1 protein-coding gene is annotated in these 17,180 nt (G+C 69.9%); it reads right to left on the reverse strand.

Translation table 11 applies throughout. The features are described from left to right. Window positions 1-37: 37 nt before the first annotated feature. Complete coding sequence (locus FHS42_RS29365) at window positions 38-17,170, reverse strand: type I polyketide synthase (protein ID WP_184577504.1); 17,133 nt, start codon at window positions 17,168-17,170, stop codon at window positions 38-40. Between the last annotated feature and the right edge of the window lie 10 nt (window positions 17,171-17,180).

Raw genomic sequence — 17,180 nt, forward strand, 5'->3', positions numbered from 1 at the left:
TTCCCCCGGGCGGAAGACGCCGCCCGGGGGATAGCGCTCAGTGCTGCTCTCCGATCCCGGTGAGCCAGGTGTCCACGGCCTCCGCGACAAACGGGGCGTGCTCGCTCTCCAGGATGGAGAAGTGGTCACCGGGGACATCGACGACGGCGGACATCGAGGCGAGGCTGGTCTGCCAGGCCACGCCCTCCTCCTCCTGGACGATCGGCTCCGTGGCCCGTACGAGCAGGGCGGGCGCGGCGAGACCACCCGGCTCCCAGTCCATCAGCAGGCGCGTACAGATCCAGACGAAGGCAGTGATCTTCTCGAACCCGATGTTGTCGGTGTTGATGCCGTTGAACGACCGGCCGGCCAGATCGTTGTCCCACTTGTTGATGACCTTGTCGTTCATCCGGTACGAGTCGAGGAGCGCGACTCCGACCAGCGCTGCCCCGCGCTGTTCCAGCTCCTTCGCCAGCTCGTAGGCGACCACGCCACCGGACGAGGAGCCCGCCAAGGAGAAGGTCTCGTCCCCGACGTAGTCGATGATCGCGGTCGCCATGACGTCCATCAAAACCTCGGTGGTCGCGGGCAGGTCCTCCCCCTCGTCGAAACCGGGCGCCATCAGGGCCGAGACCCTGCGGGTGCCCGCGAACTCGGCCGCGAACCGCAGGTACACGTCCGGACCCGTCAAAGGCAGCGGCACCGGCGGGCAGATGCAGATGAGATGCGGGCCGGTGTCTCCGGGCGAGATCCGGACCACGGTGGGGCGTTTCGCGAGTTGGTCGGGCGTCTCGAACCGGGGCCGCAATACCGCGGCGCTCATCGCGAAATCGTGCGCCTCCGACACCCGGCGCTCCGCGACCGCACGCATGTACAAACGCCCCATGATGTCCTGCTGGGGCGCCTGCGGCGATTCCCCGGCCCCCCCGGCTGCTTCCCCGGCTGCCCCCGGGGAAGCAGCCGGGGACTGCGCAAGTACGGTCCCGAGGTAGGCGGCGAGTTCGTCGACTGTCGGATGGTCGAACACCAAGGTGACCGGCATCCGCAGGCCGGTCGCGGCGGCGAGCCGGTTCCGCAGTTCCAGGGCGGTCAGGGAGTCGAACCCCAGCTCGCGGAAGGCCTGGCGGCTGTCGATGTGCTCGGCGGAGGTGTGACCCAGCGTGGCGGCGACATGCGCGCGAACCAAATTTTGGAGCAACCCGGGCCGCTCCTCCGCCGGAGCTGCCGCCCAGCGCCGCGGGAAGCCGCCGTCGTCGTCCCTGCCGTCCTTCGCGGCCGGGCGGACAACCCCGCCGCCCAGGGAGCGCAGCATGGCCGGGAGGCCCCCCGGGCCGCGCAGCGCGGCCAGGTCGAGCCGGGCCGGCGCCAGGACCGCCTCGTCCGTACGCAATGCCTGGTCGAACAGGGCCAGGCCCTGCTCCACCGAGAGCGGCGGCAGCCCTGAACGGCTCAGCCGGCGCAGGTCGGCTTCGCTGAGGGTGCCGGTGAGGCCGACCTCCGTCGTCCAGGTGCCCCATGCCAGTGACACACCGGGCAGACCCGCCTGCCGGCGCCACTGCGCCAGGGTGTCCACGAAGACGTTGCCCGCCGCGTAGTTGCCCTGCCCCGGACCGCCAAGCAGCCCGGCCACGGAGGAGAAGACTACGAACATCGACAGGTCCCGGTCCCTGGTCAGTTCGTGCAGGTACCAGGCGGCGTCCACCTTCGGGGCCAGCACCCGGTCCATTCGCTCGGGTGTGAGCGAACCGATCACGCCGTCATCGAGTACACCGGCGGTGTGTACGACGCCGGACACGGGATGCTCCGCCAGCAGCGCGGAGAGAGCATCCCGATCGGACACATCGCAGGCGATCACCTGGACCCGTGCGCCGAGCCCGGTTAGTTCCTCGGCCAACTGGGCCGCTCCCTCGGCGCGTTCACCGCGACGGCTGGCCAGCAGCAGCCGCCGTACTCCGTGCGCACGGACCAAATGCCGTGCCAGCAAACCGCCCAGACCACCGGTACCGCCGGTAACCAGGACCGTTCCCTCCCTCGCGGCGAGAGCGGCGGGGGTGGCAGGAGCGGCGGTCGCGGCGGGGACGGCGGTCGGTGGTGTGTGGCGCTCCAGACGCGGCGTGCGCACCACCGGCCCACGAATCGCGGCCTGCGGTTCACCGGTCGCAACCACACCGTCCAGTAGGGGAATGTCGAGGCCGGCGGACGCGTCCAGGTCGATCAGGGTGATCCGATCCGGGTTCTCCGTCTGCGCCGAACGGATCAGCCCCCACACCGCCGAGCCGGGCAGATCGGTCACCGGGTCACCGGTGCCGGTGGTCACCGCCGACCGGGTGAGCACGATCAGCCTCGTGCGGTCGTAACGGTGGTCACCGAGCCAGCGCTGCAACTGCTCCAGTACCCATACGGTGACCTGGTGCGTCAGCGGTACCACGGCACCCTCGGGGTGGTGTGGTACGGCCAGTGCCAGGCACCCCGGGACCGGGGCCCCGGCTTCGACGGCGGAGGTCAGAGCGGCCAGGTCCGGATAGCCCGCTCCGTCACCGACGACGGCCCAGCCGTCGCTCGCGACGGCCCGGTCCACGCCCAGGTCCGTCCACCGCGGCGCGAGCAGCACCGTGTCCTGGGGTACGGCGGCGAAGTCTCCGTCCGGCAGCGGCCGGGCCAGGAGCGATCCGATCGACAGCACCGGCGCACCCGTGGCGTCAGCCACCGCGACGGAGACCTCGCCCTCACCGATACGGGTCAGACACACCCGCACGCGCGCCGCGCCCGAAGCACGCAGGACCACATCGGTGAACATGAACGGCAGCATGGCCGGGCTCGCCGAGCCTGCCGGGACCGCCGTGTCCCCGGCACCAGCCGGGCCCGCCGTGCCCAGTCCGGCGAACATCGCCGCGTGCAGCACCGCGTCCAGCAGCGCCGGGTGAATGCCGTAGAGCTGGGCCCGCGACTGCTCGGACCGGGGCAGCTCGACCTCGGCCCAGACCCGCTCGTCCAGCGTCCAGGCCCTGGTCAGCCCCTGGAACACCGGTCCGTAGACGATGTCGGAGCCGTCCTCGGAGGCCGGGCCGGTGGAATACACGCCCGAGACGTCGACGTCCGCCGCTCCGGTCGGGGGCCAGGGCGTACCGACTCCGTCGAAGGCGTCGCCGGTGGCCGTCGCACGGGTCAGCACGCCCGTCGCGTGCCGGGTCCAGACCTCGGCACCGTCCGAGCGAGCGTGGATGGCTACCGTCCACTGTTGTTCCTGCTGGTTCTGCCCCTGCCCCTGCCCGTGCTGCTCGGTAAGGAGTATCTGAATCTGGCAGTCTCCTTGTGCCGGGATGACCAGCGGTGCCTCCAGCACCAGTTCACCGACCTGGTCACAGCCCACGGCGTCCCCCGCCCGAACCGCCAACTCCACAAACCCGGTCCCGGGGAACACCACCATGCCCCGCACCACGTGGTCGGCGAGCCAGGGGTGCGAGCGCAGCGAGATCTGGCCGGTAAACAGAATCCCTCCGGAGCCGGGCACCGCCACCATCGCTCCCAACAGCGGGTGTTCGGCCGGGACGAGACCGGCCCCCGTCACATCTCCCACCGAGTTCAGCACATCGGGCCAGTACCGCTGGTGCTGGAAGGCGTACGTGGGCAGTTCGACCCGGCGAGCATCGAGACCACCGGCGAAGAGCGACCGCCAAGAGACGGGCACGCCGTGGACGAACAGTTCGGCCAGCGAGGCCACCATCCGCCGCGGACCACCCTCACCTCGACGCAAAGTGCCGACAACGACACCTTCAGCCCCGGCAGACATGGCGCACGTGTCCAGGATCTCCTGGAGCGGCGTGGTGAGTACGGGATGCGGACTGACCTCGACAAACACCTGGCGACCATCCGCGATCAACGCCTGGACAGCCTCCTCGAAGCGGACCGTCTCGCGCAGGTTACGCACCCAGTACGCCGCATCGGCCGTAGCAGCATCCAGGAGCCCTCCGGTGACGGAGGAGTACACGGGGACGGACGCCGACTGCGGCTGGACCGGCGCCAACTCTTCCAAAAGCCGGTCCCGGATCTCCTCCACCTGTGCCGAGTGCGAGGCGTAATCCACCGCGATCACCCGCGCACGGACACCGTCCGCCTCACACTCCGCCACCAACTCCCGCAACGCCACCACATCACCCGACACCACCACCGACAACGGACCATTCACCGCCGCCAACGACAACCGACCACCCCACCGCTCAACAAACACCACAACACGATCCGCAGACAGCGCCACAGCCGCCATCCCACCACCCTCACCCGCCAACGTGTCCGCAATCGCGCGGCTCCGCAACGCCACCACCCGCGCCCCATCGGACAACGACAGCCCACCCGCCATACACAACGCAGCAATCTCACCCTGCGAGTGCCCCACTACAGCAACCGGTTCCACACCACACGAGCGCCACAGCTTCGCAAGCGACACCATCACCGCCCACAGGACCGGCTGCACCACCTCCACCCGACCCAACGCCACCTCATCATCAAGCACATCCGACAAGGACCACTCCACGAACGGGGCAAGTGCCTCGGCACACTCCGCCATCGCCGTCGCAAAGACCTCCGACGCCGCCCACAACTCCCGCGCCATACCGACCCACTGGGCCCCTTGGCCAGGGAACACGAACACCACGCTCGCGTCCGCGCTCCCGGCCACCGCCCCCTGGACCACCTGCGCAACAGGCTCACCTGCCACCACCGCCCGCAGCCCGGCCAGCAGCTCCGCACGGTCACCACCGGTCACCACCACACGGTGATCGAACAGCGCCCGGCTGGTCACCAACGATCGCCCCACATCGACCGATTCGAGCCCGTCATCCGCATCGACCCAGTCCAACAACCGGGCCGCCTGACCACGCACCGCCTCAGCCGTCTTCCCCGACAGCACCCACGGCACGATCCCCGAGCCGATCAGACCAGTGCCGTCAGGCACAGACTCAGGGGCGGGCGCAGGCTCAGGAGTGGGGGCAAGGGTGGGCAGGGGCGCCGGCGCTTCGAGAATGACGTGCGCGTTCGTACCGGACAGGCCGAAGGACGACACACCGGCCCGGCGCGGGTGATCGTTCTCGGGCCAGGGGGTGGCCTCTGTCAGTAGCCGTACCGCACCCTGCGACCAGTCGACCTTCGATGACGGCGCGTCCACGTGCAGCGTCTGCGGCAGCACCCCGTATTCCATCGCCTTGACCATCTTGATGATGCCCGCGGCACCTGCTGCGGCCTGGGTGTGACCGATGTTCGACTTCAGCGAGCCCAGCCACAACGGCCGCTTATCCGGGCGGCCTTGGCCGTACGTCGCCAGCAGCGCCTGTGCCTCGATCGGGTCGCCAAGGACCGTACCCGTGCCATGCGCCTCCACCACATCCACCTCAGCGCCCGACAGCCCGGCGCCGGCCAACGCCTGCCGGATGACCCGCTGCTGGGCGGGACCGTTCGGCGCCGTCAAACCGTTCGACGCACCGTCCTGATTCACCGCGCTCGACCGCACGACCGCAAGCACCCGACGCCCATCACGCCGCGCATCCGACAACCGCTGCACCACCAGCACCCCGGACCCCTCAGCCCAGCCCGTGCCATCGGCAGAGTCCGCGAACGCCTTGCACCTGCCATCAGCGGCGAGCCCGCCCTGCTGGGAGAAGCCGATGAAGGTATCCGGAATCGCCATCACGGTCACACCGCCCGCGAGGGCCATGGTGCACTCCCCCGACCGCAGCGCCTGCGCGGCCAGATGCAGCGCCACCAGCGACGACGAACACGCCGTGTCCACCGTCATCGCCGGACCCTGCAAGCCCAGCGCGTAGGCGATGCGCCCCGAGACCACACTTTGCGAACTGCCGGTCATCAGATGCCCGGTGATGTCCTCCGCCGACCGGCCGGCCACCTCGCTGTAACCGGACTGGAACGCGCCCGCGAAGACTCCGACCGAACTGCCCGCCAGTTCCTGCGGATCGATCCCGGCGTGCTCCAGCGCCTCCCAGGACGTCTCCAGCAGCAAGCGCTGCTGCGGGTCCATGGCGAGGGCTTCGCGCGGCGGGATACCGAAGAAGCCCGCGTCGAACTCGCCCACGCCGTCGAGGAAACCGCCCTCAGCGGTGACCGAGGTGCCGGCGCCGTCCCCCAGGAGGCCGTCAAGGTCCCAACCACGGTCGTTGGGGAAGCCGGACACCGCGTCGCGGCCCTGCTCTACCAGGCCCCACAGCTCCTCGGGGCTGTCAACACCACCGGGATAGCGGCATGCCATCCCCACGATGACGATCGGGTCGTCGGCCACGGACACCAGCGGCGGCAGCGAAGACAGCGACCGCTGCTGCGTCAGCGGCGTGTCCTGGGCGCTGCCGTCACCGAGCAGGGACGCCAGGTGGCCGGCCAGGATCGTAACCGTCGGATAGTCGAACACCAGGCTGGCCGGCAGGCCGAGGCCGGTCACCGAGACGAGCCGGTTGCGCAGTTCCACCGCAGTCAGCGAGTCGAAGCCCAGTTCCTTGAACGCCTGGGCATTGTCCACACGTGCGGCGGAGCTGTGCCCCAGCACCGCGGCAACCTGCCCGCCGACCAGGTCGAGCAGGAAGCGGGGGCGTTCTCCCGCCGGTATGGCCGCCCAGCGCCCGGCGAAGCTGTCGGGGGCCCGGCGGTCGTCCCCGGCTGTCGGGCGGACGGCGCCGCGCGCGACGAGTGAGCGCATCATCGGCGGAACGCCCTGGGCCCGTAGCGCCGCGGTGTCCAGCCGGGTCAGGCCGACCACGGGCACATCGGCGCGCCATGCCCGGTCGAACAGCTCCAACCCCTGCTCCACCGACAGCGGCGGCATGCCGGACGCGCTCATCCGGCGCAGGCCGACGTCCGAGAGTGTGCCGGTCAGGCCGACTTCGGAGGTCCAGGCGCCCCAGGCCAGCGATACACCGGGGAGGCCGAGTTGCCTGCGGTGCTGTACGAGCGTGTCCATGAACGCGTTGCCCGCAGCGTAATTGCCCTGGCCGGGTCCGCCGAGCAGGCCGGCGAGGGACGAGAACACGACGAACAGTGACAGGTCCAGGTCGCGGGTCAGCTCGTGGAGGTGCCAGGCGGCGTCCGCCTTCGGGGCCAGCACCCTGCTCATCCGCTCGCCGGTCAGCGATCCGATGACGCCGTCGTCCAGCACACCGGCAGTGTGCACGACCCCCTGTACGGGGTAGGCCTCGGATACGGCTGCCAGCGCCACGGCGAGTGCCTCGCGATTGGAGGCGTCACAGGCCGCGACGGTGACCAGCGCCCCGTACTCGCCGAGTTCCCTCATCAGTTCCGGCGCTCCCTCCGTCCGCTCGCCGCCGCGGCTGAGCAGCAACAAGTGCCGGACTCCGTGGGCGCGCACCAGGTGACGGGCGACCAGGCTGCCCAGGCCGCCCGTACCGCCGGTGATCACCACTGTGCCGTCCAGCGGTGCGCCGGTTCCGCCGGCGGGGCCGCTCGGAGTCTCGTCGGTCGGTGTGTGCCGTACGAGGCTCGGTGTGAGCATCGCCCCCCGGCGTACCGCGATCTGCGGCTCACCGGTCGCGACGACGCCCGCCAGCAACGCGAGATCGAGGTCGAGTTCTGTGCCGACACTGGTGCCGGTGGCAGAGTCGGTGTCGGTGTCGGTGTCAGAGTTGGTGTCAGAGTTGGTGTCGGTGTCGGCGGGCTCCAGGTCGACCAGGGTGATCCGGTCCGGATTCTCCGACTGCGCGGAGCGGACCAGCCCCCAGACCGCCGCGGCGGGCAGGTCGGTCACCGGGTCGTCCTCGCCCGTGCTGACAGCCGCCCGGGTGACGACAGCGAGCCTCGTCTCGCTAAACCGCGCGTCGCCGAGCCAGTGTTGTATCTGCTCCAGCGCCCATGTGGTGGCCCGGTGCGTCGATTCCACCACCGGTCCCTCGGCGTGGTGGGGCACGGCGAGCACCGTGCATGGGGGTACGGGAGTGCCGCCGTCGATCGCCGTGATCAGGGCGTCCAGATCGGCGTAACCCGCTTCCGCGCGCACGCCGGCACCCACAACGGCCCAACCGTCGACCTGGAGGGTGTCGCCCCGGGCATCGGCCAAGGTGCCCTGTGGCCCGGCAGCGTCCATGCCGATCCACGCGGGCGCGAGCACAATCGTGTCCTGCGTCGCCGATACGAGCGCGCTGTCGGGCAGCGGCCTGGTGGACAGCGCCCCGATCGACAGCACCGGCGCCCCCGTGCCGTCCGCGACCGCCACGGAGAACTCGTCCCGCCCGGTGCGGGTCAGACACAGCCTCACCCGGGTGGCGCCCGAAGCACGCAGCACGACGTCATTGAACGTGAACGGCAGTCGCGCGGCCTCGCTGTCGTCCTCACCTTCCGCGAGGCCGGCCGCAGCCGGTTCGGCTGCCGAACCGGCTGCCGAACCGGCTGCCGGGCCGGCGAACACCGCCGCGTGCAGGACCGCGTCCAGCAAGGCCGGGTGGATACCGAACGCCGCTGCCCGGAGCCACTGCGCCTCGGGCAGTTCGGCCTCGGCCCACACCCTCTCCCCCTCGGTCCACGCTCCGGTAAGACCCTGGAAGACCGGCCCGTAGACCACGTCCGTACCTGCGCCTTCGGCGTAGATCCCGGAGATGTCGACGGCTGTCGCCTCGGTGGGGGGCCATGCGGAGCCAGGTGCGTCGAAGACATCGTCCATGCATACGCGGCCGGTGAGCAGGCCGGTGGCGTGGCGTTTCCACACGTCGTCGCCGTCGGGTCGGGCATGGATCGCAACAGCCCAGTGCCCCTGCTCGCGCTCGGTGAGGACGACCTGGACCTGGCAGCCGCCCCTGGCCGGGAGCACCAACGGCGCCTCCAGAACCAGTTCGCTCAGCCGGCCACAGCCCACGGCGTCCCCCGCCCGGACCGCCATCTCCACAAACCCGGTCCCGGGAAACACCACCATCCCCCGCACCACATGATCTGCCAGCCACGGATGCGACCACACCGACACCCGACCCGTGAACAACATCCCACCCGACTCGGGCAGAGCGACCATCGCCCCCAGCAACGGATGATCGGCCGAGGCAAGACCCGCCCCCACCACATCGCCAACCGACGCCGAGGCCTCGGGCCAATACCGCACACGCTGAAACGCATACGTCGGCAGCGCCACCTCGCGCGCACCGGCACCGGCGAACACCGCTCTCCACTCAACGGGAACGCCCCGGACGAACAGCCGGGCGGCTGCTGACAGCAGCGCGGCGTCCTCGGGACGGTCGGGCCCGCGCAGCGCGGCGACGGCGGTGACGGACTCGGAGCAGGTCTGCTGCGCCAGCGCGGCCAGCGCCCCGTCCGGTCCGACCTCCACCAGCATGTGTACGCCCAGCGCCTCCAGCCGGCGCACGCCATCAGCGAAGCGGACCGTCTCCTGGACCTGACGCACCCAGTAGGCCGGGGTGCGGAGCACCTCACCGTCAGCGAGCTCGCCGGTCAGGGTCGAGACCACCGGAATGCGGGGCCTGCTCCACGACAGGCCGCTCAGCACCTGCTCGAACTCGTCGAGCATGGGCTCCATCAGCGGCGAGTGAAACGCGTGCGATACCCGGAGCCGGCTTGTCCGGCGTCCCCGGCCGGCGAACTCGCCCGCAATGCGCAGGACTTCGGCCTCATCGCCCGCGATCACCACCGACTCGGGGCCATTGACCGACGCCACCGACACCCGATCCGACAGCGCACCCGCGACTTCGCCCTCACCGGCCTCCAGCGCGACCATCGCCCCGCCGGCCGGCAGCGCCTGCATCAGCCGGCCGCGCGCCGCCACCAAACGGCACGCGTCCGCCAAGGACAGCACACCCGACACATACGCGGCACAGACCTCCCCCACCGAGTGGCCGAGCAGATAGTCCGGGGTCATTCCCCAGGACTCCAGCACCCGGAACAGCGCCACCTCCACCGCGAACAACGCCGGCTGCGCCCAACCCGTCCTCTTCAACAGCCCCGGGTCATCACCCCACATGACCTCGGTCAGCGGCCGGTCCAGATGCTGATCCAGCTCCGCCAGCACGCCGTCCAACGCCTCCGCGAATACCGCCGATGACTCGTACAACCGCCGCCCCATACCCAGGCGCTGCGTACCCTGACCGCTGAACAACACGCCCACACCGGACGACGGTCGCACCTGGCCCTGAACCACCTGTGCCGCCGACTCACCTGCCACCACGGCCCGCAGCCCCGCGAGCAACTCTTCTTCGTCGGCGCCCGTCACCACCGCCCGGTGGTCGAACCGGGTCCGGGTGGTCGCCAGCGACCAGCCCGCGTCCCTCAAGTCCGAAATGTTTGGTACGTCCGGCGTCTCCAGCGCCTCCCGGACGCGTTCGGTCCCGTACCACTCCAGCAGTCGGGCAGCCTGCGCGCGTACCGCCTCGGGGGTCTTCCCCGACAGCACCCACGGAACCACGTCCCGGACCAGCGCGGCGGAGGGCGCACTGTCCTTATCGGGCGCGTGCGCTGCGAGCGGAGTGACCGGTTGCGGAGCTTCCAGGATGACGTGGGCGTTGGTGCCCGACACTCCGAACGACGACACGCCCGCCCGGTACGGCCTGCCGGTCTCGGGCCACGTAACGGGCTCGGTCAGCAGCCGCACCGCACCCTGCGTCCAGTCGACCTTCGACGACGGCGCGTCCACGTGCAGCGTTCGGGGCAGCACCCCGTGTTCCATCGCCTTGACCATCTTGATGATGCCCGCGACTCCGGCAGCGGCCTGGGTGTGGCCCAGGTTGGACTTCAGCGAGCCCAGCCACAACGGCCGGCCCGCCGGACGCTTTTGGCCATACGTCGCCAGCAGCGCCTGCGCCTCGATCGGGTCACCGAGCACCGTACCCGTACCGTGCCCCTCCACCACATCCACCTCAGCAGCCGACAACCCAGCACCGGCCAACGCCTGCCGAATCACCCGCTGCTGCGCCGGACCATTCGGCGCCGTCAAACCATTCGACGCACCGTCCTGGTTGACTGCGCTGGACCGTACGACCGCCAGCACCCGACGGCCCTCCCGGCGGGCGTCCGACAACCGCTGCACCACCAGCACACCAGCGCCCTCAGCCCACCCCGTGCCATCGGCCGCATCCGCGAACGCCTTGCACCGACCGTTGTGTGCCAGCCCGCCCTGAAGGGAGAACCCGATGAACGCGTCCGGAGTCGCCATCACGGTGACTCCGCCGACCAGAGCGGTCGAGCACTCTCCGGACCGCAGCGCCTGCGTAGCCCAGTGCAACGCCACCAGCGACGACGAACACGCCGTGTCCACCGTCACCGCCGGACCGTGCAACCCCAGCGTGTACGCCACCCGACCCGACAGCACACTGAGCGAGGTCCCGGTGACCAGCTGACCAGCCAGTTCCGCGCCGGACCGGCCCGCCACCTCCGCGTAGTTCGACACCATCGCGCCCATGAACACCCCGGTCGAGCTGCCGGCGAGAGAAGTCGGCTCGATGCCCGCGTGCTCCAGCGCCTCCCACGAGGTCTCCAGCACCAACCGCTGCTGCGGATCGGTCGCCATCGCCTCACGCGGGGAGATCCCGAAGAAGGCCGCGTCGAACTCGCCCGCAGCGTCGATGAATCCGCCCTCGGCGGTGACCGACGTACCCGAGCCTGGGCCGTCCGGACCGAACAGCCCGTCCAGGTGCCACCCCCGGTCCGTGGGGAACTCCGCTACGGCGTCCCGCCCCTCGTTCACCAGGCTCCACAGCTCGTCCGGGTTCGAGACTCCGCCGGGCAGCCGGCAAGCCATGCCGACGATCACGATCGGGTCGTCCGTCGCCGACACCACCGGTGGCAGACTCGTGTCCTGGACGCGGGCACCGTCGCCGTCGCCGTCGCCGTCGCCGTCGCCGTCGCCGTCGAGCAGGTTCGCGACGTACTCCGACAGCCCCACGATCGTGGGGTAGTCGAAGACGAGGGTGGCGGGCAGGCGGAGTCCGGTCACTGTGGCGAGCCGGTTACGCAGGTCCAGCGCGGTCAGCGAGTCGAAGCCCAGCTCCTTGAGCTGGCGTCCCGTATCGATCTGGGTGGCGGAGGTGTGCCCGAGGACCGCGGCGGCGTGGCCATGGACCAGGTTAACGAGGAACCGTGAGCGGTCCTCGGCCGGAATCATGGTCCAGCGGCGGGCGAAGCTGTCCGCATCATGCCGCTCGTCCCCAGCGGACGGCCGTACCACACCGCCTCTCACCAGGCTCTTCATCAGGGGCGGGATGCCACCCTGCGTTCGGAGTGCCGCCAGGTCCAGCCGGGCCAGGCCCACAACGGGCTCATCGGCCGCCAGCGCCCGGTCAAAGAGGGTGAGTCCCTGCTCGGCCGACAGCGGGAACATTCCCCTGCCGTGCAGTCGGCGCAGGTCCGCGTCCGAGAGCGTCCCGGTCAGCCCGATCTCGGACGTCCAGGCGCCCCAGGCCAGTGACACTCCGGGCAGCCCCGCCTGCCGGCGCCACCGCACCACGGTGTCCGCGAAGACGTTGCCCGCCGCGTAGTTGCCCTGCCCAGGACCGCCGAGCATTCCGGACAGCGACGAGAACACGGCGAACAGCGAGAGGTCGAGGTCCTGGGTCAGTTCGTGCAGATACCAGCTCGCGTCCACCTTCGGCGCGAAAACGTGACCGATCCTCTTCGGAGTGAGTGAGGAGATGACCCCGTCGTCCACCACACCGGCCGTATGGACGACGCCGGAGACCGGATGCTCCGCGAGGACACGGGCGAGTGCGTCCCGGTCCGACACATCGCAGGCCACCACCACGACCCTGGCCCCCAACTCGGTGAGCTGCTCGACCAGTTCGGCCGCTCCCTCGGCACGCTCGCCCCTACGGCTGACCAGCACCAGATCCCGGATTCCGTACGCACGCACCAGGTGGCGCGCCACCAGTCCGCCCAGGCCGCCGGTACCGCCGGTGATGAGGACCGGGCCCCGCACCGAGGCGAGTTCGACGGTGCGGGAGGTCTTACGGATGAGACGCGGAACGCGCAGGGACGTCCCTCGAATCGCGCAGTACGGCTCGTCCGCCGCCACCGCGCGGGCGAGGACGGCGAGGGCCGGACCGGAGTCCACATCGACGAGGGTGATGCGGTCCGGATTCTCCGACTGGGCCGAGCGGATGAGGCCCCAGACCGCCGAGGCGGGCAGATCCGCCACCCGGTCGTCATCGCCGGTGCTCAGCGCCCCCCGGGTGACCACGACCAGCCGCGTCTCCGCATACCGCTGCTCACCCAGCCAACGCTGCACTTGCTCCAGTACCCATCCGGTGACCTGATGGGTCGATGCCACCACCGGCTCCTGCGGGCGGTGCGGCACGGTGAGCACCAGGCAACGCGGCACGGGAACGCCGGCTTCGACCGCCGCACTCACCGCGGCCAGATCGGGGTACTCCGCGCCCGGCCCCACCACGACCCAGCCATCGGTCCTGACGACCGGACCCGCGTCGCTACCGAGGTCCGTCCATCGCGGCAGGATCAGTGACGCGTCCTGCGACCCGGCGCCGATGTCACCCTCCGGCAACGCGCGGGTCGTCAGCGATCGGATCGCCAGAACGGGGGCGCCCGTGAAGTCCGCCACCGCGACACTCAACTCGTCGGGCCCGGTGCGGGTCACGCGAGCGCGCACGCGGGTCGCGCCGGAAGCCCGGAGAGCGACATCGGTGAGGAGGAACGGTAGGGACGCGGTCGGCGCGGATTCCGGGGCACCGAGCATGGCGGCGTGCAGCACCGCGTCCAGCAGGGCCGGATGGAGTCCGTATGCCGCTGCCCCACCCAGCTGCGCCTCGGGCAGCTCGACCTCGGCCCACACGCTGTTCCCATCGGCCCACGCCCGGGTCAGCCCCTGGAACATCGGCCCGTACACGACCTCGCTGTCGGCGGCCGGTGCGTACAGCCCCGAGGTGTCGCACGCCGCCACACCAGCGGGCGGCCAGGACGAGGCGAGCCCCCCGAAGTCATCGGCGTCGTCGGTGTGATTGGGGTGGTCGGTGTGATCGGTATGGTCCCGATGAGTCAGTACGCCTGTGGCGTGCCGCGTCCACATCTCGTCATCATCGGGGCGGGCGTGGATCGCGATCGCCCAACTGTCCTGCTTCTGACCCGCGTTCTGCTGCTTCCGCTCGGTGAGTACGACCTGAATCTGGCAACCGCCCCTGGCCGGGAGCACCAACGGCACCTCCAGCACCAGTTCACCGACCTGGTCACAGCCCACGGCGTCCCCCGCCCGAACCGCCAACTCCACAAACCCGGTCCCGGGGAACACCACCATCCCCCGCACCACATGATCTGCCAGCCACGGATGCGTCCCCAGCGACATCCGCCCCGTGAACAACATCCCACCGGACTCAGGCAGAGCAACCATCGCACCGAGCAAAGGGTGTCCGGCCGTGGCCAGGCCCGCCCCCACCACATCTCCGACCGATGCCGGGGCATCGGGCCAGTACCGCTCACGTTGGAACGCGTACGTGGGCAGTTCGACCCAGCGGGCATCGAGACCACCGGCGAAGAGCGACGACCAGGAGACAGGCACGCCGTGGACGAACAGTTCGGCCAGCGAGGCCACCATCCGCCGCGAACCACCGTCATCTCGGCGCAAGGTGCCCACAACGATACCCTCGGTGCCAGCGGACGCGGCGGACACGTCCAGGATCTCCTGGAGCGGCGTGGTGAGTACGGGATGCGGACTGACCTCGACAAACACCCGCCGACCATCCGCGATCAACGCCTGGACAGCCTCTTCAAACCGTACGGTCTCGCGCAGGTTACGCACCCAGTACGCCGCATCAGCCGTAGCAGCATCCAGGAGCCCTCCGGTGACGGAGGAGTACACCGGCACCGACTGTGCCTGCGGACGCACCGACGCCAACTCTTCCAGAAGCCGGTCCCTGATCTCCTCCACCTGCACCGAGTGCGAGGCGTAATCCACCGCGATCATCCGGGCACGGACACCGTCCGCCTCACACTCCGCCACCAACTCCCGCAACGCCACCACATCACCCGACACCACCACCGACAACGGACCATTCACCGCCGCCAACGACAACCGACCACCCCACCGCTCAACAAGCACCACAACACGATCGACGGGGAGCGCTACAGCCGCCATCCCACCACCATCACCCGCCAACGTGTCCGCAATCGCCCGGCTCCGCAACGCCACCACCCGCGCCCCATCGGACAACGACAACCCACCCGCCACACACAACGCAGCAATCTCACCCTGCGAATGCCCCACCACAGCAACCGGCACCACACCACACGAACGCCACAACCTCGCAAGCGACACCATCACCGCCCACAAAACCGGCTGCACCACCTCCACCCGACCCAACGCCACCTCATCACCCAACACATCCCACAACGACCACTCCACAAACGAACCAAGAGCCTCCGCACACTCCGCCATCCCCGCCGCGAAAACCTCCGACGCCTCCACCAACTCCCGCGCCATACCCACCCACTGACCACCCTGACCCGGGAACACAAACACCACACCCGAACCCGCCCAGGCGGAGACACTCCCCTGCGAAATTCCTGACGCGGGCTCACCGGCCACCACCACCCGCAACCCGGCCAACAACTCCGCACGGTCACCACCGGTCACCACCACACGGTGATCGAACAGAGCCCGGCTGGTCACCAACGACCGCCCCACATCAACCGATTCCAGCCCGGGATTCACCTCGGCCCAATCCAGCAGCCGGGCCGCCTGACCCCGCACCGCCTCAGCCGTCTTCCCCGACAGCACCCACGGCACCGCACCCCGCACAACTGGCGGCGCCAGTACGAGGTCCGGCTCGGCCTGGGGCTCGTTCTCTGTCTCGTTCGCAGTCTCGGTCTCGGTCTCGGCGACGGCTTCGAGAATGACGTGCGCGTTCGTCCCCGATACCCCGAAGGACGACACACCCGCCCGACGAGGACGGCCGTTATCCGTCCACTGCGTCGCCTCGGTCAGCAGCCGTACGTCGCCCTGGGACCAATCCACCTTCGACGACGGAGCGTCCACATGCAGGGTCCGCGGCAGCACACCGTGCCGCATCGCCATGACCATCTTGATCACACCGGCCACACCTGCGGCGGCCTGCGTGTGGCCAATGTTCGACTTCAGGGAGCCCAACCACAACGGCCGTTCATCTGGGCGGCCTTGGCCGTACGTCGCCAACAGCGCCTGGGCCTCGATCGGGTCGCCAAGGACCGTACCCGTACCGTGCCCCTCCACCACATCCACATCCGCTGCCGACAACCCGGCACCGGCCAACGCCTGCCGAATTACCCGCTGCTGCGCCGGACCGTTCGGCGCCGTCAAACCATTCGACGCACCATCCTGATTCACCGCACTCGACCGCACGACTGCCAACACCCGACGACCCTCACGCCGCGCATCCGACAACCGTTGCACCACCAGCATTCCGGCGCCCTCGGACCACCCGGCGCCGTCAGCACCGTCCGCGAACGCCTTGCACCGACCGTCCGCCGCCATGCCCCCCTGTGACGAGAAGCCAATAAAGGTACCGGGGGTGGCCATGACCGTGACGCCGCCGACAAGGGCCATGGGGCACTCCCCCGACCGCAGCGCCTGCGCGGCCAGGTGCAGGGCGACCAGGGACGACGAGCACGCGGTGTCGACCGTCAGCGCCGGGCCCTGAAGACCGAGTACGTACGCGACCCGGCCCGACGCCACACTCTGGGAACCACCGGTAATCAGATGGCCGGCCATGTCCTCGCCGGACTGGCCCGCGACCTCGGTGTACCCCGAAGGGAACGTGCCGATGAAGACCCCGGCCGGGGTGTCCGCCAAGGAGAGCGGGTTGATGCCCGCGTGCTCCAACGCCTCCCACGACATTTCGAGCAGCAACCGTTGCTGCGGATCGGTCGCCACCGCCTCACGCGGCGAAATCCCAAAAAACCCCGCGTCGAACTCACCAACGTCCGTCAGGAAGCCGCCTTCCGCGGTGACGGACGCGCCGGAGCCGGCCAACTCGTCCAGGTCCCAGCCGCGGTCGGTGGGAAAGCCGGACACCGCGTCCCGGCCGTTCGCCACCACATCCCACAGCTCGTCGGGGTTCGATACGTCACCGGGGAAGCGGCAAGCCATGCCGACGATCGCGATCGGCTCGGTCTGCCGGTCCTCGACCTCGCGCAGCCGTCGTTGCACCTCACGGGAGTCCGCGATCGACCGCTTGAGGTAGGAACGAAGCTGCTCTTCGTTGGACATCGGTTGTCAA

It is taken from the genome of Streptomyces zagrosensis, from assembly GCF_014203645.1.
GTDB lineage: Bacteria > Actinomycetota > Actinomycetes > Streptomycetales > Streptomycetaceae > Streptomyces > Streptomyces zagrosensis.